We start from the raw sequence: 25,927 nt of genomic DNA, 5'->3' as shown, positions 1-25,927 counted from the left end.
GGCGTTGCTATCTCAGCATATTTAACTCGTCATTTTTTAGCGTTTGACTTTCTAATTAGAATATTTACTTGAAATTCTTGGGAATATTAGCAAAGTTATAATTTATGAAATATCAGGATAGAATACCCCGTAATTCATAAATTATAATTGCTAATTTTCTCATCTTGTAGCGGGTAAAAGGACAATAAATACACTACCTTTCCCCAATTCAGAATTCAGCAAAATAATGCCTTGATGTGCCTCGACAATTCGACGAGCAAGGTAGAGTCCTAAGCCACTACCAGAACTCTTGTGACTACCTTGACGAAATCGTTCAAATATGGTGGCTTGTTCTTCGGTGGGAATCCCTGGGCCAGTATCCGCGATCGCAATGCTAATATATTCAACGGGATTGGATTTTCCAAATAACTGAGATTGACTACTTTTGTCTAACTGGCGTTGAGAAGTAAAACGAATAGTCACAGACCCAGAGTCGGTAAATTTGATCGCATTGCCGATCAGGTTTGTAAATAAACGATGCAATTCTAAGCGATCGCCCATAACTGTGTTTGACTCTTCAGTAAAATCCAAATTTAGCGACAGTGTTTTAGCTTGAGCTAGTGGTGCTAATTCTCCAGTCACCTCTTCTAGCAAACGTCCCAAATTAACTGGTTGAAATGCCAAACTTTTGCGACCTGCTTCAAAGCGATAAACTTCCAATAAGGTATTGACCATAGTAAGCAGGTTGATATTACTACGGGCCATAATGGTGATTACTTCCTGCATTTGTGGTGATAATGTTCCCAATGCACCTTGCTGAAATAGCATCAACATGCGATCGGCCGCCACTAAGGGAGTGCGTAAATCGTGGGTGAGACGAGAGACAAAATCTTCTCGCTGGCGGGCAATTTCATCACGTTCATCCATACTATGCTTCAAACGTAGGAGCGATCGCACTCGTGCCAGCAATTCATCTACAGTTACAGGTTTGCGGATAAAATCATCAGCACCCAAGTCTAATCCGTGAGCAACGTTGGGTGCATCGTGGGCAGTAATCAGCAGGATGGGGATATATTGTGACAATTTCATCTCTCCACGAATGTGCTTAGTCACTTCGTACCCATCCATATCTGGCATCATCAGATCCAGCAGAACCAAGTCACAAGGAGAAGCTTTCAATTCTGCTAAAGCCGAAATACCATTTTCTGCTGTGCTAATCGTGTAACCTTCTTCCTCCAAAATAGTTTTGATCAAAAACACGTTATCAGGAGAGTCATCAACTACCAGAATTTTGCCAGAACGAGAAGATTGTGAAGTCATATAGATGCAAGGTACGGGATAAAAGTAAATTTTTAGGGAAACTGGTTTATTGGTATAGTTCTCTTAAGTAAACTTCCTCCAAAGGAAATTGTTTACTAAGAAATTTATATAAATGTGTTTTAAAAACTACTTTACTTACCTTTTTAGCAGATAGCTACAAGCTAATTGAATTATGGCTCGTAATTTCTAGTAATAGAGTTCCCTAAAACTCTGAAAAAGTAACATATAATACTTAGGACACCTCCCTGCAATAATATTTTTTATACACAAATAAATTAGGGTTACAACAATTGTTGTAACCCTAAAAAATGCTATATTCAATCTGCTCGAAAACCACTATAGGATAACAATTAACCTCATAATTACCGAATTATGAGCAATTCTTTACATTTACTATATCTAGATTAATGGTTTGCAAAGGTAAATACTTTCTTGCTTGCCTACGTGGGATAAGTGACGCTAGTGTTAAAAGAAATCATGCAAATCAAAACCCTCATCCCAGAAGTCGAGTAGGAAGCTAGAATGGCAATTCCAAATAAAGAAGTAAAATCTAATACAGATATTTTAGATAATAGACGCACCCAAACTCGCATCCAGGTTCGTATTCCTAAAGACTTGCATGAGGAACCAGTCATTTCACGACTGGTTTCTCACTATGGGATCACAGTGATTATTGCTGATGCTCAGGTAAGCGCAAACGTGCCACAATATAGCTGCTTCGATCTGGAACTGCGAGGTACTGTTTCTCAGATTGAAAGTGCCCTAACTTACCTAGATGAACTGGATTTAGAAGTTTTGCACCAATCCAGCCCTGAAGAAGATGGTTGGTAAATTGAGTTCTCAGTCCTGAGTTATGAGTGCTGAGTCTAAAAACACCCAGCACTCAGCACTCAGCACTCGTTACTGATTTTAGGCCATTTGATTTTCAATCGCCCACCGCGCTAGTTCAGTGCGGTTATGGAGATTGGTTTTGCCCAACATATTGGACACATGGCTTTCAACCGTGCGCTGACTAACATTTAGTTCTTCAGCAATTTCCCGGTTAGCTAAACCCCTAGCGACAAACTGGACTACTTTCAGTTCTGTTGGGGTTAATTGCACATCGAAGGGAACCTGGATGCGGGAACCATTTTCGCCTCCTTTTGCTTGGTGTTCTTTCCAACGGATAGTTTGTTTCAGCGAGGATTCAACTTGGGCTACGAGTTCTTCTGGTTCAAAGGGCTTGACCATATAAACATCAGCACCTTTATTCAGACCCTTAACTCGGTCTGCGCTTTGTCCCTTAGCTGAAAGGAAAAGAACCGGAATCCAACTGGTGCGTTCGTTTTGCCGGACTTGTTCCACAAAAGTATATCCGTCCATTTCCGGCATCATCACGTCGCAGATAATCATGTCTGGAACATCTTGCTCTAAAATTTCCAGAGCTTCACGTCCATTCTCGGCGGTGATGACTTCGTATCCCCGGAATTCTAAGTAATCCTTCACCAGCAAGATGAGGTTAGGGTCATCATCAATCAATAGAAGTCGTTTGTGATCTTTCATGCTGGGCTCTTTCATAGCAGTGGCACTTGTCGCGCTTCGGTCCATCAAAGTCTTGAATATTTATCCTCTATGGTGGGTTATTTCGAGATGTTGTCCTTTTTCCTACTTAACTTGCCTTTGCTGTCTCGAAGTCTCAAAAATGCCGAGCATTTTCAAGAGACTAATAGCTCGATAGCAAAAGTCCAGCAAGGATACGTATAGCAGTAGTATCTATAATGCGCTATTATATATCGCATTGAAAGTGGCGGGCGAAAAAACACTGATTAAATAATAATCCTTCTGACTCACAAGTAAGTATTGGCTTAAAGATGACCCTACCTCAAAACCAACCCGCACTTTCTTAAAGCTTACTGCTGTTCCATATCCTTCGGTTGTTAAGCCTCTATGAGGTGTTCACAAGAAACTAGGGAAGTTTCTGGCAAAGGATGGTTGAAAAACGCATATTCTTTTACCACCTTATTGCCTATTAAGTGTTCTTGGATGATCCGCTCAATAACTTCTAGGTTTGCTTGGCGATACCAGGCACCATCAAGGTAAACCACCATTATGGGTCTAGAACAACAAACGCGCAAGCAGTTGGCTTTAGTTCTGTAGACGCATAAGGAATAATTCTGTTGCGACTCATCAAGTTTTAACTCTTTAAGTCGCTCTTTTAAGTATTCCCAGGATTCCAGACTAGCTCGTTTTGAGCAGCAATTAGCAATTGTCTGGTCAGCGCAAATAAAAATGTGTCGCTGAATTTTTGCAAGTCCGAAACTTTCTACACAATTACTTAGGGCTTTATATTCTACTAGAGATTTAGTGGCTTTGGGGATTTGATGGCTTGACTGGATCACTGTATTGTTACTTATCGAGCAGCTCCCTGATTACAGTTCTATAACAATTTCCAAGTTTTGCAAAAAAAGTTGACTGAGAAGAGAATGGGGCATTGGGCAACTTGTACTGAGCAGAGTCTCTCAAATATAAGCATTAGGCATTGGGAAAACTCTTCACTACTCCCGACTCCCTATGACCATATAAAAATATACGTAACTTACAGAGCAGAACCCGAAGGATATAAATAATTAGGCATTAATACTTAAGTACATCAACGAGCTTCTAGTTCGGGAACCCGTACTCAATGAATTCTTGCCATTGGATGCCAATTTTAGGTAGATTAGCACTCAGGGGTTGAGAGTGCTAATCTCTGGAGAAAATAATTATGGCAGCCTTATCTTTAAGCGTTTCTACAGTTAAACCTTTGAGCGATCGCGTTTTCGTAAAAGTGAACGCCTCAGAGGAAAAGACCGCAGGTGGTCTGTATTTGCCCGATACCGCCAAGGAAAAGCCCCAGGTAGGGGAAGTAGTTGCCCTTGGTCCTGGCAAGCGTAACGAAGACGGTAGCCGTCAGGAATTGGAAATTAAAGTCGGCGATAAAGTGTTGTACTCCAAGTACGCTGGCACTGACATCAAGCTCGGCACCGAAGAATATGTACTGCTTTCTGAAAAAGATATTTTAGCAGTCGTTATTTAGTGGTCATTAGTCATTAGTCATTAGTCATTAGCCAATGACAAAAGACAAATGACAAATGACGTAGACGCCCTCGGGCGGCTTCCCGAAGGGTAGAAAAAAAGACAAATGACAAAGGACAACTAAAACAATTATGGCAAAGCGCATTATCTACAACGAAAACGCCCGTCGCGCCTTAGAACGAGGCATTGACATCCTGGCTGAGGCTGTAGCTGTTACCCTTGGCCCCAAAGGTCGTAACGTAGTCCTAGAAAAGAAATTTGGCGCACCGCAAATTGTTAATGACGGTGTAACGATCGCTAAAGAAATAGAATTAGAAGACCACATCGAAAACACTGGCGTAGCTTTGATTCGTCAGGCTGCTTCTAAAACCAACGATGCTGCGGGCGATGGTACTACCACCGCTACCGTTTTAGCTCATGCGATCGTCAAAGAAGGCTTGCGGAACGTTGCAGCTGGTGCTAACGCGATTTCACTGAAGCGCGGGATTGACAAAGCTACTAGCTTCTTGGTAGACAAAATCAAAGAACACGCCCGTCCAGTGGAAGATTCCAAAGCTATTGCCCAAGTTGGTGCAATCTCGGCTGGTAATGACGAAGAAGTCGGTCAGATGATTGCCCAAGCAATGGACAAGGTAGGCAAGGAAGGCGTAATTTCCCTAGAAGAAGGGAAATCTATGTTTACCGAGTTGGAAATCACAGAAGGGATGCGCTTTGATAAAGGCTACATCTCTCCTTATTTCGCTACTGACCCTGAGCGGATGGAAGCAGTTTTTGATGAGCCTTTCATACTGCTGACCGATAAGAAAATCGCTTTGGTACAAGACCTCGTACCAGTGTTAGAGCAAGTAGCTCGTGCTGGTCGTCCTTTGGTAATTATCGCCGAAGATATCGAAAAAGAAGCTTTGGCAACTTTGGTAGTAAACCGTTTACGCGGTGTACTCAACGTTGCTGCTGTTAAGGCTCCTGGTTTTGGCGATCGCCGCAAAGCACTACTAGAAGACATTGCTGTTTTAACTGGTGGTCAACTAATTACCGAAGATGCTGGTTTGAAGCTAGACAACACCAAGCTGGATAGCCTGGGTAAAGCTCGCCGGATCACCATCACCAAGGACAGCACCACAATTGTTGCCGAAGGTAACGAAGCTGCTGTTAAGGCTCGTGTCGAACAGATTCGTCGTCAAATCGATGAAACCGAATCTTCTTACGACAAAGAGAAATTACAAGAGCGTCTTGCTAAACTCTCTGGTGGTGTCGCTGTCGTGAAAGTTGGTGCAGCGACCGAAACCGAAATGAAAGACAAGAAGTTGCGCCTAGAAGACGCTATCAACGCCACCAAAGCTGCTGTGGAAGAAGGTATTGTTCCTGGCGGTGGTACAACTCTGGCTCACCTTGCTCCTGAATTGGAAGTTTGGGCAAAGAGCAATCTTAAAGATGAAGAGTTGATTGGTGCTTTGATTGTTGTTCGCGCCTTACCTGCACCTCTGAAGCGGATTGCTGAAAACGCTGGTCAGAATGGTGCTGTGATCGCTGAACGCGTCAAAGAGAAAGAATTCAACGTTGGCTACAACGCTGCAACAAACGAATTCGTCGATTTGTTAGCTGCTGGTATTGTTGACCCTGCTAAAGTGACTCGTTCTGCTCTGCAAAACGCTGCATCCATCGCTGGTATGGTGTTGACAACCGAATGTATTATAGTTGACAAGCCTGAACCAAAAGATGGCGCTCCTGCTGGCGCTGGTGCTGGTGGCGGCGACTTCGATTACTAATACTTTGTAGTTAGATAATTTGTGAAAACGGCTGCTTCCCGCATGGAGGCGGCTGTTTTTTTGTTGGAACAGCGTTTGGTGAAACCGTTGCCGCAGGCTAGAACACAAAGGGTACAAAAAGAAATAGTAGTACAAATATTCTGCTAGTGAATAAAAAGTATAAAAATCACAGTTATAATATGGATAATTTAATGAAACTCACCATGAATTACATCTTAAAAACACAAGCAAGTTCTGCTAGGAAAATTATCGAGCAAAGACTAGAAGATTTTAGTGACGCAGTTGATAATGATAAAAACCTAAGTCCAGATATAAAAGATCAGCTTGTTTTTTTAAGATATGGTGATGCTTGTGAATTAACATCTATTACAAGTAAGTTTAGACAGCAATTGTCAAGAAGTCTCGATATACATCCCGAAGTGGAAAGAAAAATAAGATTGTTAGACATATCCATCCAACATTGTGCAAAATTCTTAGATATTAATACTTTATTTATGTGCAATTTTTATACGTTGAAATAGCTTCTTTATGATTATGTATTTTTATCATGATAATCAGCATTAAAAATATATTTTTATTTCACAACAATAGATCAAGGAGATGAACCCGACTTAGTTTCTTCTTCTAGACTAAGATATGCCTACGATTATTTTCCAGAGGTGAGATTATCCAAAACTTGCTGGAATTATACTGTGGAAGGAATTGCGATCGCACTTTTGTGAAGCATTTTGAGTACAGATGGTTCTTCTATCCTATTGATAACTTCCACAATTCGGCAAATTGGCTGTCATATTGCCCTTGGACTTCTACATGAACCAATACCCAAGCTTTCTCTCCATCCAGTAGCCAAACTTTTGCGACTTTATAGACCAAACGCCGCCCAATTTCTGCATACGTTTCTAGATGTTGAAATTCTGTGTCCAGAAATTCATAAGGTTGCGTCCAGTCGATTTCGGCATAGGCTTGGGTGAAAAAGAATTCCATAAAGCGGGGAAAATATAGCTCGATGACTTCTTTCCAAGGACTATCGTAATCAGTAAGTTGCTCGCTTATGAACTAAAACAAAAAGTATCTCTGTGCCATTGGTAAAACTGTCGCAGGTTCACAAATCAGCAACTCGCCATCTGCTCTGACTTGATATGTTTCTGGATCTACTTCAATGCGCGGTAGTGCATCATTCAGCTTCATATCACGCTTGCTCAATTGGCGTGTCCCAGAAACTGCTACTGCTGCCTTTTGTAAATCTAGCTGGCTAGGAATTTCGTTCTCTAAAGCTGCTTGGGAAACAAAAGTTAATGATGTGGCATTCTTCGCCCCTGCAAAACTACCAAACATTGGGCGCATATAAACTGGTTGCGGTGTGGGAATACTGGCGTTAGCATCGCCCATTTGCGACCATGCAATCATTCCGCCTTTAATCACTATCTCTGGCTTCACGCCAAAAAACGCGGGATGCCACAAACATAAATCTGCTAATTTCCCCTCTTCCACTGAACCTACATATTGAGCAATTCCGTGAGCGATCGCAGGGTTAATTGTATACTTAGCAACATATCTTTTTGCCCGAAAATTATCTGCTTTTTGCTCATCTCCCTGTGGGTTAAGAATTCCCCGTTGTACCTTCATTTTGTGAGATGTCTGCCAGGTGCGAATTATCACTTCGCCTACTCTTCCCATCGCCTGAGAGTCGGAGGAAATCATGCTAAATGCGCCTAAGTCGTGCAAAATATCTTCGGCGGCAATGGTTTCTCGGCGGATGCGAGACTCAGCAAAAGCCACATCTTCAGCGATCGCAGGATCAAGGTGATGACATACCATCAACATATCCAGGTGTTCGTCTAAGGTGTTGAGGGTGTAAGGGCGTGTGGGATTAGTGGAAGATGGCAGAACGTTGGCTTGGCTGCAAACTTTGATGATATCTGGTGCATGTCCGCCACCTGCGCCTTCGGTGTGGTAGGTGTGAATGACACGATTCTTGAAAGCAGTGATCGTGTCTTCAACAAATCCGGCTTCGTTCAGAGTATCAGTATGAATCGCTACTTGCACATCATATTCATCAGCAACGCTGAGGCAAGTATCAATTGCTGCGGGTGTGGTTCCCCAGTCTTCATGAAGTTTTAACCCCATTGCACCAGCAGCTACTTGTTCTACAAGTCCTTGGGGTTGACTGGCGTTACCTTTGCCCATAAATCCTAAGTTGACGGGAAAAGCATCAGCAGCTTGCAGCATTCGGTAAATATTCCAAGGGCCGGGGGTGCAGGTAGTGGCATTTGTACCCGTAGCCGGGCCAGTACCGCCGCCGATCATGGTGGTAATACCGGAAGCGATCGCAACTTCAATCTGTTGGGGGCAAATAAAATGAATATGGGCATCAATACCGCCAGCAGTGAGAATCATTCCTTCACCAGCTAAAGCTTCAGTTCCGGGGCCGATAATAATATCTACATTGTCTTGAATATAAGGATTTCCGGCTTTACCAATTTTGAAAATCTTGCCATCTTTAATGCCAATATCCGCTTTGACAATACCCCACCAATCGAGAATTAAGGCATTAGTAATTACTAAATCTACAGCACCATCGGCGTTAGAAATGGGGGATTGTCCCATTCCGTCTCTGATAACTTTTCCGCCGCCGAATTTCACTTCATCGCCGTAGGTGGTGAAATCTTGTTCAACTTCAATAAATAATTCTGTGTCTGCAAGTCGGATGCGATCGCCTACTGTTGGGCCGTAGGTTTCAGCGTAGGCGCGGCGATCCATTCTGTAAGGCATATAAAATCCTTTTTTTTGAACGCAAAGGGACGCGGAGGTAAGCGCAGAGGTACGCGGAGGTTTTTAGAGGTTTCCGTTAATTTTGGCGTTGAAGCCGTAGACTTGGCGAGTACCGACGAGGGGGATTAGAGTTATTTCTTTTTCATCGCCTGGTTCAAAGCGGACTGCTGTTCCGGCGGGAATATCGAGGCGCATTCCTCTAGCTTGTTCTCTGTCAAAGTTTAAGGCGGTGTTGACTTCATAAAAGTGATAGTGGGAACCTACTTGTATGGGGCGATCGCCTGTATTTGAAACTTGCAATTTTATAGTTGGACGACCAACATTTAGTTCAATTTCACCTGTTGGTGTGATAATTTCCCCAGGAATCATAATAAATTAAAACTTACAAAATTAACGAATTGGATTATGTACTGTCACTAACTTTGTGCCATCAGGAAAAGTAGCTTCAACTTGCACATCATGTACCATTTCTGATATCCCTTCCATGACATCATCCCGCGTCAATAGAGTTGTACCATAACTCATCAATTCAGCCACAGTTTGCCCATCCCTTGCACCTTCTAAAATAGCAGCAGAAATATAAGCGATCGCTTCGGGATAATTAAGTTTTAGCCCCCTTCCTTTCCGTCTTTCTGCTAATAAAGCAGCAGTAAAAATTAATAGCTTATCTTTTTCCTGCGGCGTAAGTTGCATTCTTATCTCCTCTGTGTTATCTGTGCCTCTGCGGTTCATTTAAACCTGCCAAACTCTTGGTATACAATTACCACGATTCAGAAAAGAAACTCGTAGCAACTGCCAAACATCAATAAACCAGTTTCTCACCTCAGAAGTAGAAGAACCGCGATATCGGCACAATAATCCATGTTGTAATCGGCTAGCACCCGCTTCCCCTTCCCCATTCCATAAACTTCGTGCTTTTTCGACAATTTCTGCTGAAACTGCACCACCAACCCAAACTAGACTACCTACTATTGGTTTTCCAGCCAAGCCGTGGGGACTGTGGAAAATGTCTTCGCTACCGTGTAAGCATTGCCGATCAATCCATAAAGGAACGCCTTGCTGCCAAATTTCTGTGTGCGATCGCCATTCTCCAAGGTAAAATTTTTCTCCTCTAGCACTGCGACCAAACCGGGTAATTTCCCAGCCTAACCAACTGGCCCCGGTTGCTAATTCTACCCGTAAATCTTGCCGATAAATCGCGTCGTTAAATAAAATTGTCTCCTGCGGCAACCACTCTAAACAAGCACCAGGATCAACTTGCATCTGAATGGTTTGCCTAGCTTGTAATCCATTGCTGCGATATATTTTGCTTGCAGCAGCTGTAGTAATTAAAGCTTGGGCTTGGGGTTGGAGGTGGATATTAGAGGATAAGCGATCGCCTCCCACCATTCCCCCAGCTGTATGTAAAATTACGCTATGACAAACTTTTTCCCCTTCTGGATAAAATGGGCGTTGTACCTTCAGGGGCGCTTGTTGGTGATTGTAAATTAACTGGGTTGCACCCTGGCGATCGGCATAGACTAAATTAAGTTTTCCATGCCAGCCTTCTGCTATTTGTGAGTTACAGGTCATTTATGAAGTAAACATTAAGTTTCAGGTGGATTACATTTCATTAATTCACTATGCCAGTGTTTGACCTGCAATTTATCATTTTATTTAAGAAACACCAGTCCACTATATAAATGAAAAGCTGAATCCCAATTAGTCTGTTCCCTGCGAAACAAATGAATATGTGACTTGATATGACCTAACATTTCTGTTTGATCTAATGTTGTATCTGCAAATGATGTGAAATCTGACCAAATTTTAACTTGAGGTAGTTGCTGGTCAATCCAACTTGATAAACTATTCCAATTAATTCTGATTGTATTTTGGCTAGCTTGGGGAATGATTTTTAAACCTTGCTGGAATTCATAGCCGTTATCATAGAATCGGAGAATACAACGTCTACCAGGTAAGTGTAAATCACAAAACTGAGCATAGTCTTGTGTTTGAGTTTTCCATTCCAGTTTACGGCGGGCATCAACATCTACAACTTGTTCAAAAATGGGCAATAGTCCCACTACTCTGGCTGTCACTTCTGACCAGTCAAAGGTGAGAGAACCGAGTTGATTTGTGTCATTACAGCAAACAACAGTAGCTTGTGGGGTAGATTCTTGAAAATGTTTGACTTGATAAACTTGAATTTGCTGAATTTGAGCTAGTGATGCCCAAAAGCAAGGAATACCAGCCTGCTGTAACTGTTTGCCGTAAAATTTTAGTTCTCCCACTTGTCCAGTACAATACAATCTCCAGCCACGACTTGGCATTAATAGCCTTGCGGTATAGGGATCTAGCTGCATAATCTGGGCGAATTTTCGAGATGCGTCCGTTTTCATCTCGTTACTGAGTGGCTCTAAAACTAGTACGCCAAGTTCAGTGTTATTAGGTTCAGATTTTGCTTGGGAAATGGCTCTTTGTCTTTGTTCAATCTCAATTTCTTGCAGTCGTTGCAAACCTTGACGTGCTAGCGACACTATTTTGGTATTTGTCGTATCTTGCAGCAATTGGCGATAAACTTTTTCCGCATCCTGATACTTTTTGGATACTTCATGCAAGCGACCAAGATAAAATTGCACCCAAGGATTGTCTGGTGATTCTTTTAGCAGCTGTTTGAGTAATTTGGCAGCTGTTTGATAGTCTTTATGGTCAAAGGCGATCGCAACTTGCTCAATCATCACTTACTTTAAATACAGGATGGAGTGATGTCTCGCGCAAAATCACTTTTGCGTGAGCTATAAATCATTTATACTTCACAACTTGCGGTAATTAAGGATAATGCTACTACTGGGGCTGTAACTGCTCTCAGGATGCGGCGACCAAGGGAAACAGGTTGAAATCCAGATGCGATCGCATTCTCAACTTCTTGTGTTGTCCATCCTCCCTCTGGGCCAGTAGCAATGACAATGGTTTCTTGTCCTTTGTCATTTGTCATTTGTCCTTTGTCATTTGTCATTTGTCCTTTGTGCTGTAAGCAATCTTTTAAATGGGGAAACTCACCACGCGCTTCACAGATATATTGCTGACTGTTGGCAAATGACAAATGACCAATGACTAATGACAAACCCGTATTAAAAGCAACAGGCTCTAAAATAGTTGGCACAAAAGAGCGCTCTGATTGTTCGGCGGCTTCCGCAGCGATGCGCCGCCAGCGTTCGAGCTTTTGAGGACTAGGATCAAGCAAAGTGCGATCGCTCAATACTGGTGCAATACAAGTTACTCCCAACTCTGTACAACACCGCACAACTTCATCAAATCCATTGCCTTTGGGTAATGCCACCATTAAGGTAATTGATACAGGTAATTCAGTTTCCACCAAAAGCGCTTCTAAAACCTGTGCTTGCTCCCCTGCTAGCTGCGCTAACCACCATTTTCCTTTACCATCCATTGCAATAAAGCGATCGCCTTCACGCAAGCGCAACACGCGCCCCAAATAATGTTGTTGTTCTTTGGTGAGTAAAATTTGCCCTTGTTGAAATTGGGAAGGTGCGATCGCAATTCTTTGCAGTTGAGACATGAGATTTGGAAATTTCAAGAATATCAAATCAAAGATGGACACAAATAAATCCATTTGTGTCCATTTATGGTTTAGTTATTTGTTCAGCTTACGAAAGATTCTGGAAGTAGGCCTCTAGCGCTTCAGTCACTAACTGAGTCATCGGCTTACCTTGGCTTTGGGCTACGTCCTTCAACTTGCCATAAACTTCTTCTTTTAAATTTACCCGATGGCGCGATTTGTTTGCACCATTGGCTGTTTGGGGATCGTAGCTAGCAGCAAACTCGCGGATGGCATCAAAACCAACGCGATCGCAAAAATCACCAAAGCTTTCCTTCGATTTCCGAGATTTCTTAAAGTAGACAAAAATCGGTTCTAAAAAACTGTCTAAATCATTATGGTGCAGCTTTTCTGTGTAAGGTTGTGCCAGTCGAGTCTGATTTGGCGAACCCCCTAACCATAATTGGTAAGATTCTGGAGCGCTACCGACAAAGCCCAATTCTGCTAAGTAGGGACGAGCGCAACCGTTGGGGCATCCGGTCATCCTTACCACAAAATGCTCATTTTGTAAACCAACTTTATCTAACAGAGCGCGAACTCTTTCCAAAATACCCGGTATTGCCCGTTCTGATTCCGTGATTGCCAAGCCACAAGTGGGCAAAGCAGGACAAGCCATTGCATACCGCACTAAAGGTTCGATTTTACTAGGGTCGTCTCCAACACCGTGAAGGCTAAGAATATCTTGAATAGCTTGCTTGCTATCTGGTTCGATATCGTAAAAAATCAGGTTTTGGTTGGGTGTCAAGCGGATAGGTAAGTTGAACTGCTCAACAATTTTCCGCAAGGCAGTTTTCAGTTGAAACGAACCTTCATCCTTGACTCGACCATTGTCAATGGAAATTCCTAAGAATAGCTTCCCATCACCTTGTTCATTCCAGCCGAGGAAGTCGTGGAATTTAAACTCTGGCAGTGGTTTGAAGGCTTCGATTGATTTACCGAAATATTCTTCAACTTGGGCACGGAATTTATCTAAACCCCAATCGTTGATTAGATATTTTAATCTGGCATGACGACGGTCGGTGCGATCGCCATAATCTCTCTGAGTAGCAACAATCGCTTTTACAATGTCGTAGACATCATCCTTCGCCACATAAGCAATGGGGTCTGCTAACCTAGCGAAAGTTTCTTCTTTACCGTGGGTTCTGCCTAAGCCACCACCAGCAAAAATATTAAATCCTTCTAATTGCTTCTTCTTATTGGTAATCACTACCAACGTCAGGTCTTGGGAATACAAATCAACAGAATTATCCCCTGGTACCGTCACGCAAATTTTAAACTTGCGGGGCATGTAATGCGTGCCATAAATCGGTTCTTCGTTGTCATGGATAATTGTGCCATTCCCATTGCGCTGTCTGGCTGCTTTCACCTCTGGAGCTTCTTCAGCACTAATTGCCTTTTCCCCATCTAGCCAAATTTCATAATAAGCACCCGTTTGTGCTGACAACAAATCAGCAATATTCTGGGCATACTCCCAAGCATACTGATACTCTGGGCGATTCTTAAAAGGGGCTGGTGGTGCCATGACGTTGCGGTTGATGTCGCCGCAAGCTCCCAAAGTTGAACCCAGATTGTTGACAATTGTAGCGATCGCTGATTTTAGATTCTTCTTTAAAATACCATGCAGTTGGAAACCTTGACGGGTAGTTGCTCGTAAGGTGTGGTTGCCATACTCATCGGCTATTTTATCTAAAGCCAGATACAGCTGCGGCGGTACTAAACCACCCGGATTTTTTGTCCGCAGCATAAACTGGTAATCTTTTTCCTGTCCCTTAGTGCGGTTGTCGCGGTTATCCTGCTGATAAGAACCGTGAAACTTCAAAAGCTGTACCGCATTTTCAGTAAAATGGGTAGTATCTTGAAGAATTTCAGTTGCTACAGGTTCACGCAAAAAATTACTATTTTCCTTGATTCCTTCTACTTTGGAAGGCTTACGGCTAGCGATTGGGGAAGGAGCAGATTTAACCATTAGACTTGTATAGTATTCTCAATAAAGCATTATGTAGACACCGAATCAGCACCCTTCGGCTACTTGATCCCCGGTAATCCGGCCGGAATAATGAGGAATGATTTAATTTTACCACGGCAAAAGCCGGCTTTGTCAGTGATGTAACACTTAACAAAACCAGCTTTTGGGAGTAGTGAGTTTTGTTAGCGGTAGCGGGGCGTTTAGCCCGTGCTAAGTCCTGAGTACTTAAGTAAAGTATAGAGTGACCGAGGACTCAATAATTTTTTATTTGAAGCGATAGCCAAGACCGCCATTGATGGTGACAGCAGAAGCATCGCTGTTTTGGTAGGCACCAAGTCCGACTTTAGCGTTAGTGTAGACAAGGAAATTGTTAGCAACTTCCGATTCAACACCAGCACCTAGCACTACTGAATCTTTGTTACCTATAGGAGTTGGTGAGCCATCTTTTTCTACAAAAGAATAACCGCCAGTTAAATAGGCGTTAGTTTTATTGGCGATAGGCACATCCACAGAAAGTTCTGGGATGATAGCACTTGTCTTATCACTCCAGAGAACATTACCGCGTGCAGAAAATGGCGTAGTTCCTAATTTCAGACGACCTGTAACATTACCACCAAATGTAGCAGCATCATTGATACCTTCTCCGCCGCTAGTAACGCCAGCTGCAACACCAGCACCAACATAACTAGCATCAGTACCCTTTTTGGTTTCAGCAAAAGCTTGACCAGATGATAGAAATAGAGGAGCAACTATTAAGGAAGATAATGCAGAAAATGTCACGAAAGACTTGAGTAAGCGTTTCATAATTTTTACCAAAATTTGTATTTTTTACTTGTATATTCCCAGTCGAAAATCATTTAACAATGTTCCAAATATTTCCCAGATTTTATTAAATAAATGTTGCTAATGATGCATAAGAGTTACAGGCTAAGTATCCCAGGCAATCATAAATAAGCTGTTATAATTACATTCAATGGCTTTTCATCTGGGTTCTTTGTTCCAAAAATAGACGCTTTTAAAACTGTCACAATATTTGGAACTCAAACTATGTCGGAATAGTGTAAATAAAATATCCGACTAACATTTTTTTGCCGAGCTTTTCACAGAGGATGAAAAACTCGGCTGTAGCATCTGTTGCAACAACCTATAAAGGGAATCTATAAAGTTAATTTTGAGCAGTTATTGTGGAGATTGAATAATGCTAACCGGTGCAAAAACGTTGTCTGGTTTGATGGGTTTATGTGTCGGTGATGCGTTGGGTGTGCCAGTGGAGTTTACTAGCCGTGCTGAACGAGTAAAATCTCCAGTAACAACGATGCAGGGTTATGGCACATGGAATCAACCACCAGGAACTTGGTCAGATGATAGTTCGTTAAGCTTTTGCCTAGCAGAATGCCTTTGTAGGGGGTATTCGTTGGATGCCATAGCCAATTCCTTCTGGCGGTGGTACAAGGAGGCTTACTGGACTCCCCGTGGCGATGTTTTTGATATTGGTCAAACTACCCATACAGCAATTATGCGCTTGAAACAGGGAGTTGTTCCCCATCAGGCGGGTGGGAAGGTTGAAAATAGTAATGGCAATGGTTCATTAATGAGAATCTTGCCAATGGCTTATTGTCACCGAAACTTAACTTTAGGCGAATTGCTAGCCCGGGTGCATGATGTTTCAGCGATTACCCATGCTCATGCGCGATCGCAAATGTCCTGTGGAATTTATATTAGTATTGCAGTGGCGCTCCTAGAAGGGGCTGACCCCCAAACAGCTTATTTACAAGCATTGCAAGATATCCAAACAATTTATTCTGTCCGAGAATTTTTGTTAGAAAAGCCGCATTTTGGCAGAATTTTTAGTGGTGAGATTGCCAAGTTACCAGTTGAAGAGATTAATTCTGGTGGCTATGTGATTGATACCTTAGAGTCATCCCTGTGGTGTTTATTAAATAGCTCGTCTTATTCTGAGGCGGTGCTGAAAGCTGTCAACTTAGGTGGAGATACCGATACTACTGCCGCCGTCACTGGTGGGTTAGCCGGAATTTATTACGGGGTGGAAAATATTCCTCAAAAATGGATGAACCAAATTGCCCGTAGACAGGACATTATTTACTTAGCAGAGCGTTTTGCAAGGGCTGTATACACTTAAACTTAGCAGTCGAAAGTTAAGAGTTAAGAATTATGAAATTTCTAACTCCTAACTTTTAACTCCTAAAGCGTTGACAAAGAGTATACCTGACCATCAATCAACAGTCGTGTAATGCCCTTAGCTTGCAGATGAGTACGAGCCTTATGGAGCATTTTACTATCAGGAACTTTAATCACGCGATCGCGCTTGGTAGAAAAACGCTTGGCGACGCGATGATTATCAAACACCGGCAGAGTTCTTTGCTGAGTTTCCAGGCTGGGAATTTGTCCCAAATCACCAAAGTCCTTGAGAGGTCGGGTAATTAATTCCGAGGAACGGTCAATTACCAAATAACAAGTTTTCGGCAAATTGGCTATCGACAGAGGTAAAACTTGAACTGATGCTTCACCTGGTCTTCTTTTTGTGACTAAAGGTCTTTCGTCATCCAGGTCATCATCATCAAAGTCTTCTTCCTCAAAGTCATCATCCTCTAAATCATCATCTTCTAAATCATCCAAATCCTCCGATTCATCTAGCAAATCTTCGCCCAGCATCTGCGCGATGACAGCCGCTCCTGGATGTTTATCTTTTAGCGGTGGAATGGAGATGCTGACTATTTCCGGCGGCTTTTGCTCTGGAGTTTCTAATTTCTCTGTAACTCGGAGCTTCGGTTTTTCTGCCGCCGAGGGGCGACGGCGCACCCGTCTACTAGCAGCGAGTGATTCTGCCGTTTCCTCTGAGTAAACTTCCTGCTCTACACGAATTACCCGACGTGGCTGCGGCTCAACCTTTGTCACTTCCAACGGTGGGCTTTCGATGGGTGGAACTTCTATCTCCGGCTCCGGTTGAGTCAGCAATGGTAACTGCTCGTAGCTTACCTGCGCCCTGCCTTCAGGAGTTCTCGCAGCCCGCTTTAAAGAGACTAAGTATTCATACTCGTCCTCTGGCAAAGTGCTTTTGAGCAGGCGACTAATTGTCGAGTTACTCACACCATAGCGTTCTGCCAAAGTTGAGGTTGTTTCGGCAGTCTCTCGATATAATTTAAGAATTTCTTGCTTGTCAGAGTCTGTTAGTTTTCTCACGGTAGATACCAAAAATCTTTACTAAGCTCGTTTACGTCCACTGGTACGCCGCGTTCGTCTTAGTGATGCGTCATATTCTAAGACAGCGCCCATGCCAAATAACACCCCACTAAACACCCAAAACACTTCTAATATCTCCCCACTTTGATAGTTGGGGCCTTGGGCGTATTTAAACCACATATCTGCAATGTAAAGCGAAAAGGCCGCTGCTGCAATCATTCGCCAAGACTGGGAAACTCTTCCCCCCCAAAAGGCTAACAGCAAAGTGGTAGCAATAATTAACAGAACCACATCGCTAACTACGTAAAACCAATTCAAAATAGCGACTAGCAGTTCTGAGGGTGTTTCCTGTTGCATAGAAATCCACCATGCCAACAAACTACCGAACACTGCAATTGCTAACACAATTAGCCACTGCCATTTTTCCAGATTGATTCGCCTGGAAGCCACAGCTAAAATCATGCCTGCGCCAAGTAATAGATAAGTCAGTACAAAAAATATATCGCCTACAGACACATCTGGTTCATCTTTTAACACTATTTCGGTATATCCGAAAATTATCCCCCCAACGAAATAGGAAAGCATACCTAAGCCAATTAAGAGCCAGACATTTCGCCCACTGACGATTTGTGGACTCAGCCAGTTCCTCAAGCATAAGATACTGGCACCCAAATAAGCTAAAGCTTCAAAAATATTTGTACCAATCACGTACCACTCGGCCCGGCTTTCTATGCCATCAGCTCCGGGAACTTTGGCACTAAACAACAAAAAGTATAGCAGTGCTAGTACGGCCCAGCCAATATTAGCTAAGACAATGTTCTGAGTATTGAAAATCGATTTAGAAAGGAACGAATTCTCGTAAGAGTTATTCATAGGACTTGACTATGTAGATGCACTCTGGCAGTATTTTGAGTTAAAGGACTGTATATATAGCAGTGTGTCTGCCAAATAATACACAATCGGACACCAAAAGCAAGTACCAGTGGCCGGAATTTTGTTAAAATTTTCCATGCTACTGCCACAGTTTACCCAGTGGCGATTGATTTAGCCAACTGATAAATAGTAATCGCTCGGCTTCTGGCATATCTTCTAGCTTATAAATCACTTGTTTTGTAAAATTGCCATTGCCAAAATATGCTTTTCCTAATCGATGCAGTTCTTGTAATAGAATAACTACATGATTTTCCTGCCAATCAGGTATTTTGGCGGTTGGCAAAGGATTGGTAGATACCAAATATTTAACTGCTTCTAGGGAAGATGCTTGAGGAAATTGCTTTTGCTTTAATACTTCCGCAATATCTTTTTCAAATAATGCAGCTTGTTTAGCACCTAAAAACTCTTCAATGTCGATAGAAACACCCTGTAACAGCAAAATACCGGCTTGGACTAAAATCGCCGTTTTGCCATGACCACCTGTATCACTATCTAGCTGCTCTAAACGGATTTTACCCCAGACGCTAAAACGTTCCGGTTCCTCCAGCAAAACACAGGCTTTACCCCGGTTATCCGTTAATTCTCTCCATAAGGCTCTAGCTTCTTCTTCTTGACTAGCTTTGAAAACACTAATCAAGCGAAAAGTCTGCCCTTGATAATTGAGAATCGGCACCTGCTGATCCTTTTTTGGGTGCTGAATGCTTGATATTTCAACATCCTGCCGTTTGAGAATAAACATGGCACTAGCAAAAACTCCTCACAGGGGCACTCTTAATATGGAATATATAATGGCATTTGGCAGTATCGCCAAGGCTGAAATTACCTAGCATACTGTGGAAATGAGCCTAGCGATCGCCAGATTCTTCCCCAAGGTAGCCACCCAGAGGGCATTGGCATTAACAGGCAAATAACCTCTTGGCAACTCAATATATCTAAACCAATACTCCATCTGTTTCGTTTTCGGTGTAGATTGACTAACTAGCGACTAGCATCTTAGCCTTGCTAGTGGTAAATCTGCAATTTTTGATTGCTTCTTGCTAAGTAAAGACGATATAATAGTTTAGGTGACTCCTTCAGGAGCCATTGTTTTGTTTTGGGCGCGTAGCTCAGTGGATAGAGCAATTGCCTTCTAAGCAATCGGTCGCAGGTTCGAACCCTGCCGCGCTCGTTTTAACTTAATATGAACCCTCAAGCACCGTTAAGTGATATGATTATTACCTCGGTTGAGGGTTCGTTATTGCTGCATCATACTAAGAATAAGGGCGATATTGCTGCTACCAAAGCGATCGCGGATCTAACGCTTAAAGGTTATTTAGTCCTCACGCCACTTGTTTGTGAACATTTACCTTTTGATTTTGTTGTCTACAAAGACGATAAATTTTACAAAATACAAGCTAAATACGCGGGAGATAACAGGGTAGTAAATAAAACTATTTGGGTAGATAAAAATGGGATTCATCAGAAGAAGTATAAGGTAAATGACTTTGACTTTTATGCTGTTTATCTTCCTGATATAGATAAAGTTGTCTATCCATCAATTAACTTTAAGGGTTGCTACATAACTACTCAGATACCGAATTCAGCTACACCGTTTTACTGGTGGGAGGATTTTACAGACTTTACTGAAGCAGCACTTAAGCGAACCTACAAGGAGTTTGGTATTGATTTAACGACTAGAAAGGTTAACCCAGACTCTAGAATTCATACTAGAAAAGTTGAAAGACCATCAAAAGAAGAACTAGAAAAACTAGTTTGGGAAAAGCCAACCGCACAAATTGGGAGAGATTTTGGCGTGTCCGATAAAGCCGTAGAGAAGTGGTGTAAGACTTATGGGGTAGAAAAGCCGCCTAGAGGGTATTGGGTGAAGAAAGCTTATGGAAAAGTGGAAGGATAATTTTGCTTAAATCTTTCATTTGTTTAAGCATAAGAGAAAGACCTACTAATATAACAAAGGCTATTTAGTTTTTTCTAGAATGCCTAATTGTTAAGAGGCACTCCTCAATAATACTGAAGTCTTCCTCTGAGTATGCGTAACTTTTGTTATTCCACTTCCCATTGACGTTACGAGATACCTTTCTTGGGTTTATGCCGTGTACTTCCCTGTGCTTATCAGCTACACGTGTAGCTAGCTTATGGTAGTCTGATTCATCTACTTGTATTTTATTGTCGTCTAAGTATTGCCCTACGGTTAATAGCTCTTTAGCTGGTATGTCCCCTGATAATTCCTTCATAGACTCAGCTTTAGCTACTATATAGCGCTCTGGGTATGTTAATGCTTCCTCCCAACGCTTAACCAGTTGGGTTTTAGATAATGTATTCAAATACACTACTTCTATTTGCCTGTCTACGTGTGCAGGTGGGAGAATATTAAGAACTAGCACTTGTATGATTAACCTACTAACTTTATACCCTTTAGAATACCCAGTTCTATAAGATACATTAGCTCCATCGAAACCAAAAAACACTAGGCACTAACCACACGTATCAGACAACCAAATACCCATTAGGTACGCTAACTCCTGACTCCCTACTCACCACTTATTACTCAAAGGTTTCAATACCCTGGGAAATATTTTGATTTACCCACGCCAGCCAGCCAGGGAGTCTAAGGATAACGAAAAGTTTTACAGGTCTACACTAAGTTAAAGGTTTGAGATATCTATAGCAAACCATCGTTAGATTGTCTTATGCTTAAGGCACGTTTAGCACAATCTAGGATGTTTTAGCACTGGTAAGTATCTCTGGAAAAAGCCCGTGACGAGGATTGAACTCGTGACCTCACCCTTACCAAGGGTGTGCTCTACCACTGAGCCACACGGGCGAAACATAATTCCAATTTCTCAGCTAGAAGTTAAAATGCTGGGAGTTTTGATGCTTACCCAGACATTATAACTTATAACTTCGTAAGTGGTGGGCCGGGCTGGATTTGAACCAGCGTAGGCGCTAGCCAACGGATTTACAGTCCGTCTCCATTAACCACTCGGACACCGACCCGATTTGTCTCACGATTTAAAATCTTAGCACCATGTTTTAGAAATTGCAAGTGATTGGAAAAAATAACTTGCGGGTAGAGATTACAAGAAAACTGCGTCTCTACCATTGGTATAAAAAATACTGGTTACACGCTCATCTCCAGCATTCGTTGCATTGGCCGCAGTGCAGCAAGACGAATATCCTCTGACATGGTAATTTCGGGAGTACGATTTTTCATTGCCCAGTAAAGCTTTTCTAGCGTGTTTAACCGCATAAAGGGACATTCGTTACAAGCACAGTTATTCATCGGCGGTGCAGGAATAAAATGCTTGTCAGGAGCTAGTTTTTGCATTTGGTGAATGATTCCCGGCTCCGTAGCAACGATAAATTCTTTGGTGAGGCTGCTTTGACAATATTTGAGTAAAGCGGCTGTAGAGCCAATAAAGCTGGCGTGGCGCAATACACTACTTTCACATTCTGGATGTGCGATCGCCTCTGCTTCGGGATGAGCAATTTTTAACTGGACAATTTTCTTTTCCGAGAAGGTTTCATGGACAACACAGCTACCTTGCCATAGCACCAAATCTCGTCCCGTCTGTTCCATCACATACCGCCCCAAGTTCCGATCTGGGGCAAAAATAATCGGCTGTTCCTTTGGTATCTGCTGCACAATTTTCACAGCATTGGAGCTAGTACAAATAATATCGCTCATCGCCTTGATATCAGCAGAACAGTTGATGTAAGACACCACCAAATGATCTGGATGCGCTGCTTTAAAAGCTGCGAATTCATCTGCTGGACAACTGTCTGCTAAAGAACAACCAGCATTCAAATCTGGTAAAAGTACTAATTTATCGGGATTAAGTATCTTTGCTGTTTCTGCCATGAAGTGAACGCCAGCAAAGACAATCACATCCGCATTGGTTTTTTCGGCGGCTCTTGCTAGTTGTAATGAATCCCCAATAAAGTCTGCAATATCCTGAATATCTGGCTCTTGATAATAATGCGCCAGAATAACGGCGTTGAGTTCTTTTTTGAGACTCTGAATCGCGGCAAACAAATCTAGTGGTAGTTCACCCAGTTGGGTGTTTTCTCGTTGAGCTAGTGCAGTAGTAAACACAGTTTAGGGGTGCTTTATGTTGCAAATGTATGTCCTGTGGATTCAATTATAGTAGTTTTTACCAAAAATAGTGGACGGTTGATATTTTGGGGTTGTGTCCAAATCGGGCTGAGTTTCATATCCTGGAGATAGACGGCAAGGAAAGTGGCATGACCAGTCAGAAAACTCAATCGATAAACCTCAAAATTGCTGTAGTTGGAGATATTCACGACCAATGGGAAGTGGAAGATGGCGTTGCACTCAAGCATTTGGGTGTTGACTTAGTGCTGTTTGTCGGGGATTTTGGCAATGAGTCGGTGGAAGTGGTCAGAGCGATCGCATCTCTCGATATTCCCAAAGCAGCCGTAATGGGCAACCACGATGCCTGGTACACCGCCACCGAATGGGGACGCAAAAAGGCTCCTTATGACCGCTCTAAGGAAGACTGGGTACAGGAACAACTCGATTTATTAGGCCCGTCCCATGTCGGTTACGGTAAGTTGGATTTTCCTGCTTGGAATTTAACTGTAGTGGGGGGTCGTCCCTTTACTTGGGGTGGCCCAGAGTGGAAATTCGCGGAAATCTGTAAAGAACGTTACGGTGTGACGAGTTTGGAAGAATCCGCCGATCGCATCTTCAAAGCAGTTAAAAGCGCCGCTTACGAGACGATTATATTTTTGGGTCACAATGGGCCTAGTGGGTTAGGCGATCGCCCCGAAGACCCCTGCGGCAAAGACTGGCATCCGATTGGCGGTGATTTTGGCGATCCAGATTTGGGCGAGGCGATTTCTCAAGCCTTGACTGCTGGTAAAACCATTCCTCTGGTGACATTTGGTCACATGCACCGAGATTTACGCCATACCAAGAAGGTGCAGCGCAAGCCCATCTTTAGAAGTCCAGAGGGGACAATTTACTTAAATGCGGCTAGTGTCCCCAGGATTGTGGAAAATGACGGCGAGAAGTTGCGTAATTTTTCCATTGTCACCCTAGAGGCGGGTGTGGTTTCGCAAGTTTCCCTAGTTTGGGTGGGGAATGACTTTCAGGTGGCTAAGGAGGAAATTTTGTATGAGCGATCGCGTATTGTGTCGTAGACATTCGCATCCAGTAGTGCAATCTGCGTAGATAATAGGGTATAGTATTATCTGTCAAGTTTAGTGCTAATCAACAAAAGCGCCTGAATAGCGTCTGAAACTAGGATCAGCACAAGTTTGACAGATTTACTGGAGAGGTGGCAGAGTGGTCGATTGCGTCCGACTTGAAATCGGATGAGGCTAAAACCTCCGGGAGTTCGAATCTCCCCCTCTCCGTTGAGGAATTAAAAATTGAAAATTAAAAATTAAAAATTGAAGAGAATGAGGTTAGGTGGGGCTTTTGGTGGAGATAATTATGGCACCAAGGATTTTTGTTAGTTCTTCGGCTTCGGATTGGAGTTGACTAATTTTTTCTTGAGGTACTATTTCGGAAGCAATGAGCAACCTTAACCAATACCGGGTTTCACGGGATTCTTTTAGTGCAATCATGAGCTTGCTGATAAAGTCTGCTTTGCTTTGAGCAGCTTGTGCTTCTTCCACATTAGCTCCAATCGATGTTCCTGACCTTAATAACTGTTGAGCAAGGGTTCGTGCTACTCCTGGTTTGTCATCTAAAAACTGGCACAATTTGACTATGCGAACTGAAAAAGTAAAAGTGCGATCGCAAATATCTCTCTTCATTAGTCAAGATTAAAAATTAAAATAAATTACTATTTCGTGAAACGTTAAGTGAGAAAATGAATAGATGCCCTTTGCTCGTTCTACTAATAACCCATGTTGTGCTTCAATTGACTTTAAAACAGCTTCACTATCTAGTTTTAATACTTCTGGCTCTGTGTCAGCATTGCGTATGTTGCGAATAAAATCAGCAATATATGCTTCGGCAGTTTTCTGCTTAAAGAAGTAGTCTTTCTGCTCAAAAGTAGTTAAGCCTATTTGACTCAGCAAGTCTTCCTTACGCTTCAAAGACAGGTTTTTATAAACTTGCTCTCTCTCAATGTTGCGTTTGGCATCCCATTTTTTCAGCAATACATCTAATCCTTCTTGATAAAGTTCAGAACGGTTTGCTGGAAAATCTCCACTATCTCCAAATACCAAACACAGTAATGTCAACAATAAAGGACTACTTGCTAGCTCTTGGATTGGTTTATTCTCCTTTAGTTTTTCAATGAATCTTTTACTTTTAACTGGATCAGTTAACTGGAACCAATTTTGAGCAAAAATGGCTATTTGTTTTTCGTCAAAATCGGCCATTTCTACTTCTGTGAAACTTTGATAGGTGTATTCTTTGGCAGCAATCCGACAGGTAATTACAAACTGATTGGTATGAAACAGGTCAGAAAATTCCCGAATTTCTCGTAAAACACGCTTGGTGTCTTCCTCTCGTACTTCATCTAACCCATCCAGCAAGACCAATGTCTTACCCTGTTTTAAAAGTTTCTCTACTGTGGCACTGGCATGAGTTCCCCCATAGCTGGATAATAGTTGAACAATAAATTTCAAAATATCTGGTTTTTTAGCTGCTTCTGCAAAATCTTTTAAAGTTATAAACAACGGAACTCTGTTTGCTTGAAATTTACCTTCAATACACTGCATTGCTAGATATTTTAAAAAAGTGGTTTTTCCTGCTCCTGGTTTACCTAAAACCATCAGCTTACTATGACGCTGTACAACCTCTAACCCTGAGACTCGTTTCTGTTTTACTCCACTAAGTCCAAGTCGCTCAAAGTTATCATGGTCGCAGCTTTGCATTAGTTCCGCAACTTTTAGCCGTCTTCGTCCTGTTATTGCCTCCAGAATATTGACATTTGTGTAAATACCTTGTTTTCCTGTTAACTCAATTGGCTTAGGCATATCTAATACCCGCATAGTTCCGCACTTTTCTTTGATGTATGGTTTGATTTGTTTGCGGATTTCTTGCACTAAGGTATCAATAGAATCATCTACGTCATCTGTAGTTAAATCGTCAGAGGGTTTTTGCTGTGAGTATCTTTTGCTCAGATACTCCCGTAAGCGGCTTTCTCTAACAGGGCCATTACCAGTGATACAAAATTTTTTGTAAATACCTGTAAGACAAGTGCGGAGGTTACTTTCAGAAATGTTTAATTCTTGAGCTACGTGGACTCGACTCTTACTAAGACCGAATATTTCCAGAAAGACTTCTTTCTCTCGGTGCGACAATTCACTGTATTGCTCCAGTTGCTTAAGAAAGTCCTCTGGTATAGACATTGACCACTC

General features: G+C 42.3%; 28 protein-coding genes and 4 tRNA genes. 9 read left to right on the top strand and 23 right to left on the bottom strand.

Annotated elements, in window-relative coordinates:
- Positions 1 to 159: 159 nt before the first annotated feature.
- A complete protein-coding gene (locus IQ274_RS09740; RefSeq protein WP_194142119.1) occupies positions 160 to 1,299 on the bottom strand; it encodes a hybrid sensor histidine kinase/response regulator in 1,140 nt (379 codons plus the stop codon).
- A gap of 522 nt (positions 1,300 to 1,821) precedes the next feature.
- On the opposite strand from IQ274_RS09740, the gene IQ274_RS09735 reads away from it, so the two are divergent.
- Complete coding sequence (locus IQ274_RS09735; RefSeq protein ID WP_114085535.1) at positions 1,822 to 2,130, top strand: NIL domain-containing protein; 309 nt, start codon at positions 1,822 to 1,824, stop codon at positions 2,128 to 2,130.
- 78 nt (positions 2,131 to 2,208) lie between these two features.
- Here IQ274_RS09735 and IQ274_RS09730 read toward each other — a convergent pair whose 3' ends face one another.
- Both IQ274_RS09730 and IQ274_RS09725 read right to left on the bottom strand, forming a co-directional pair.
- Entirely contained in the window at positions 2,209 to 2,886 is a 678-nt protein-coding gene (locus IQ274_RS09730) for a response regulator transcription factor (RefSeq protein WP_012407592.1), read from the bottom strand.
- Positions 2,887 to 3,215: 329 nt separating this feature from the next.
- The gene (locus tag IQ274_RS09725) at positions 3,216 to 3,677 is read right to left on the bottom strand and encodes a (2Fe-2S) ferredoxin domain-containing protein (RefSeq protein ID WP_194142118.1); all 462 of its coding nucleotides are present in this window, start codon (positions 3,675 to 3,677) and stop codon (positions 3,216 to 3,218) included.
- A gap of 365 nt (positions 3,678 to 4,042) precedes the next feature.
- Between IQ274_RS09725 and groES the strand changes: the two genes are divergently transcribed.
- The 3 genes from groES to IQ274_RS09710 all read left to right on the top strand — a co-directional run bounded on the left by groES (position 4,043) and on the right by IQ274_RS09710 (position 6,640).
- Positions 4,043 to 4,354 (top strand): co-chaperone GroES, encoded by a 312-nt coding sequence (gene groES / locus IQ274_RS09720; RefSeq protein ID WP_012407590.1) that lies wholly within the window; start codon positions 4,043 to 4,045, stop codon positions 4,352 to 4,354.
- Between the two features lie 130 nt (positions 4,355 to 4,484).
- The gene (gene groL / locus IQ274_RS09715) at positions 4,485 to 6,119 is read left to right on the top strand and encodes a chaperonin GroEL (RefSeq protein WP_163927748.1); all 1,635 of its coding nucleotides are present in this window, start codon (positions 4,485 to 4,487) and stop codon (positions 6,117 to 6,119) included.
- 179 nt (positions 6,120 to 6,298) lie between these two features.
- Positions 6,299 to 6,640 carry a hypothetical protein gene (locus IQ274_RS09710; protein WP_194142117.1) on the top strand — a complete coding sequence of 114 codons (342 nt, stop codon included), beginning with the start codon at positions 6,299 to 6,301 and terminating at the stop codon, positions 6,638 to 6,640.
- A gap of 226 nt (positions 6,641 to 6,866) precedes the next feature.
- On the opposite strand, the gene IQ274_RS09705 is transcribed toward IQ274_RS09710, so the two are convergent.
- The 9 genes from IQ274_RS09705 to IQ274_RS09665 form a co-directional block, all read right to left on the bottom strand.
- Complete coding sequence (locus tag IQ274_RS09705; protein ID WP_228058125.1) at positions 6,867 to 7,103, bottom strand: hypothetical protein; 237 nt, start codon at positions 7,101 to 7,103, stop codon at positions 6,867 to 6,869.
- Positions 7,104 to 7,175: 72 nt separating this feature from the next.
- Positions 7,176 to 8,891: an urease subunit alpha gene (gene ureC / locus IQ274_RS09700; protein WP_194142116.1), complete on the bottom strand. Its 1,716-nt coding sequence runs from the start codon at positions 8,889 to 8,891 to the stop codon at positions 7,176 to 7,178.
- 63 nt (positions 8,892 to 8,954) lie between these two features.
- Positions 8,955 to 9,260 (bottom strand): urease subunit beta, encoded by a 306-nt coding sequence (locus IQ274_RS09695; RefSeq protein WP_175586554.1) that lies wholly within the window; start codon positions 9,258 to 9,260, stop codon positions 8,955 to 8,957.
- Between the two features lie 21 nt (positions 9,261 to 9,281).
- Entirely contained in the window at positions 9,282 to 9,584 is a 303-nt protein-coding gene (ureA, locus tag IQ274_RS09690) for an urease subunit gamma (protein WP_114081110.1), read from the bottom strand.
- A gap of 39 nt (positions 9,585 to 9,623) precedes the next feature.
- On the bottom strand, positions 9,624 to 10,463 hold the full coding sequence (locus IQ274_RS09685; RefSeq protein ID WP_194142115.1) for an urease accessory protein UreD: 840 nt from the start codon (positions 10,461 to 10,463) through the stop codon (positions 9,624 to 9,626).
- A gap of 80 nt (positions 10,464 to 10,543) precedes the next feature.
- Positions 10,544 to 11,608, bottom strand: a complete 1,065-nt coding sequence (locus tag IQ274_RS09680; RefSeq protein ID WP_194142114.1) for a tetratricopeptide repeat protein — start codon at positions 11,606 to 11,608, stop codon at positions 10,544 to 10,546.
- A gap of 68 nt (positions 11,609 to 11,676) precedes the next feature.
- Complete coding sequence (locus IQ274_RS09675) at positions 11,677 to 12,447, bottom strand: 16S rRNA (uracil(1498)-N(3))-methyltransferase (RefSeq protein ID WP_194142113.1); 771 nt, start codon at positions 12,445 to 12,447, stop codon at positions 11,677 to 11,679.
- An 88-nt stretch (positions 12,448 to 12,535) separates the two neighbouring features.
- A complete protein-coding gene (sir, locus tag IQ274_RS09670) occupies positions 12,536 to 14,452 on the bottom strand; it encodes a sulfite reductase, ferredoxin dependent (RefSeq protein WP_194142112.1) in 1,917 nt (638 codons plus the stop codon).
- Between the two features lie 264 nt (positions 14,453 to 14,716).
- Entirely contained in the window at positions 14,717 to 15,256 is a 540-nt protein-coding gene (locus tag IQ274_RS09665) for an outer membrane beta-barrel protein (protein ID WP_194142111.1), read from the bottom strand.
- A 394-nt stretch (positions 15,257 to 15,650) separates the two neighbouring features.
- On the opposite strand from IQ274_RS09665, the gene IQ274_RS09660 reads away from it, so the two are divergent.
- The gene (locus IQ274_RS09660; protein ID WP_194142110.1) at positions 15,651 to 16,592 is read left to right on the top strand and encodes an ADP-ribosylglycohydrolase family protein; all 942 of its coding nucleotides are present in this window, start codon (positions 15,651 to 15,653) and stop codon (positions 16,590 to 16,592) included.
- Positions 16,593 to 16,654: 62 nt separating this feature from the next.
- Here the strand turns inward: IQ274_RS09660 and IQ274_RS09655 are convergent, their stop codons facing one another.
- From IQ274_RS09655 to IQ274_RS37285, 4 genes are all read right to left on the bottom strand, one after another.
- A complete protein-coding gene (locus IQ274_RS09655; protein WP_194142109.1) occupies positions 16,655 to 17,653 on the bottom strand; it encodes a transposase in 999 nt (332 codons plus the stop codon).
- 21 nt (positions 17,654 to 17,674) lie between these two features.
- Positions 17,675 to 18,526, bottom strand: a complete 852-nt coding sequence (locus IQ274_RS09650) for a hypothetical protein (RefSeq protein ID WP_012407575.1) — start codon at positions 18,524 to 18,526, stop codon at positions 17,675 to 17,677.
- Positions 18,527 to 18,665: 139 nt separating this feature from the next.
- Entirely contained in the window at positions 18,666 to 19,325 is a 660-nt protein-coding gene (locus tag IQ274_RS09645) for an Npun_F0813 family protein (protein ID WP_163927757.1), read from the bottom strand.
- Between the two features lie 84 nt (positions 19,326 to 19,409).
- The gene (locus tag IQ274_RS37285; RefSeq protein ID WP_265578530.1) at positions 19,410 to 19,535 is read right to left on the bottom strand and encodes a hypothetical protein; all 126 of its coding nucleotides are present in this window, start codon (positions 19,533 to 19,535) and stop codon (positions 19,410 to 19,412) included.
- 146 nt (positions 19,536 to 19,681) lie between these two features.
- Here IQ274_RS37285 and IQ274_RS09640 point away from each other — a divergent pair.
- Positions 19,682 to 19,754 (top strand) — tRNA-Arg (locus IQ274_RS09640).
- A gap of 39 nt (positions 19,755 to 19,793) precedes the next feature.
- Positions 19,794 to 20,480: a group I intron-associated PD-(D/E)XK endonuclease gene (locus IQ274_RS09635; protein ID WP_228058123.1), complete on the top strand. Its 687-nt coding sequence runs from the start codon at positions 19,794 to 19,796 to the stop codon at positions 20,478 to 20,480.
- A gap of 64 nt (positions 20,481 to 20,544) precedes the next feature.
- On the opposite strand, the gene IQ274_RS09630 is transcribed toward IQ274_RS09635, so the two are convergent.
- The 5 genes from IQ274_RS09630 to IQ274_RS09610 form a co-directional block, all read right to left on the bottom strand.
- Positions 20,545 to 20,907, bottom strand: a complete 363-nt coding sequence (locus IQ274_RS09630; RefSeq protein ID WP_228058122.1) for a hypothetical protein — start codon at positions 20,905 to 20,907, stop codon at positions 20,545 to 20,547.
- Positions 20,908 to 21,335: 428 nt separating this feature from the next.
- Positions 21,336 to 21,407 (bottom strand) — tRNA-Thr (locus tag IQ274_RS09625).
- Positions 21,408 to 21,494: 87 nt separating this feature from the next.
- A tRNA-Tyr gene (locus IQ274_RS09620) sits at positions 21,495 to 21,580 on the bottom strand.
- A 124-nt stretch (positions 21,581 to 21,704) separates the two neighbouring features.
- Positions 21,705 to 22,679, bottom strand: coding sequence for a quinolinate synthase NadA (gene nadA, locus IQ274_RS09615; protein WP_194142108.1), 975 nt, complete (start codon positions 22,677 to 22,679; stop codon positions 21,705 to 21,707).
- Positions 22,680 to 22,693: 14 nt separating this feature from the next.
- The gene (locus tag IQ274_RS09610) at positions 22,694 to 22,849 is read right to left on the bottom strand and encodes a hypothetical protein (protein ID WP_163937771.1); all 156 of its coding nucleotides are present in this window, start codon (positions 22,847 to 22,849) and stop codon (positions 22,694 to 22,696) included.
- Between IQ274_RS09610 and IQ274_RS09605 the strand changes: the two genes are divergently transcribed.
- Positions 22,829 to 23,749, top strand: a complete 921-nt coding sequence (locus IQ274_RS09605; protein WP_194142107.1) for a TIGR04168 family protein — start codon at positions 22,829 to 22,831, stop codon at positions 23,747 to 23,749. The genes IQ274_RS09610 and IQ274_RS09605 overlap by 21 nt on opposite strands.
- A 131-nt stretch (positions 23,750 to 23,880) precedes the next feature.
- Positions 23,881 to 23,965: transfer RNA gene (locus IQ274_RS09600), tRNA-Ser, on the top strand.
- Between the two features lie 51 nt (positions 23,966 to 24,016).
- On the opposite strand, the gene IQ274_RS09595 is transcribed toward IQ274_RS09600, so the two are convergent.
- Complete coding sequence (locus IQ274_RS09595) at positions 24,017 to 24,370, bottom strand: four helix bundle protein (RefSeq protein WP_194142106.1); 354 nt, start codon at positions 24,368 to 24,370, stop codon at positions 24,017 to 24,019.
- A 9-nt stretch (positions 24,371 to 24,379) separates the two neighbouring features.
- On the bottom strand, positions 24,380 to 25,918 hold the full coding sequence (locus IQ274_RS09590) for an NACHT domain-containing protein (RefSeq protein WP_194142105.1): 1,539 nt from the start codon (positions 25,916 to 25,918) through the stop codon (positions 24,380 to 24,382).
- Positions 25,919 to 25,927 lie beyond the last annotated feature (9 nt).

The sequence above is a fragment of the Nostoc sp. LEGE 12447 genome (genome assembly GCF_015206985.1).
Lineage (GTDB): Bacteria > Cyanobacteriota > Cyanobacteriia > Cyanobacteriales > Nostocaceae > Nostoc.
Note: the sequence above shows the minus strand (reverse complement) of the source record. Positions and strands in the feature narration are given on the sequence as shown.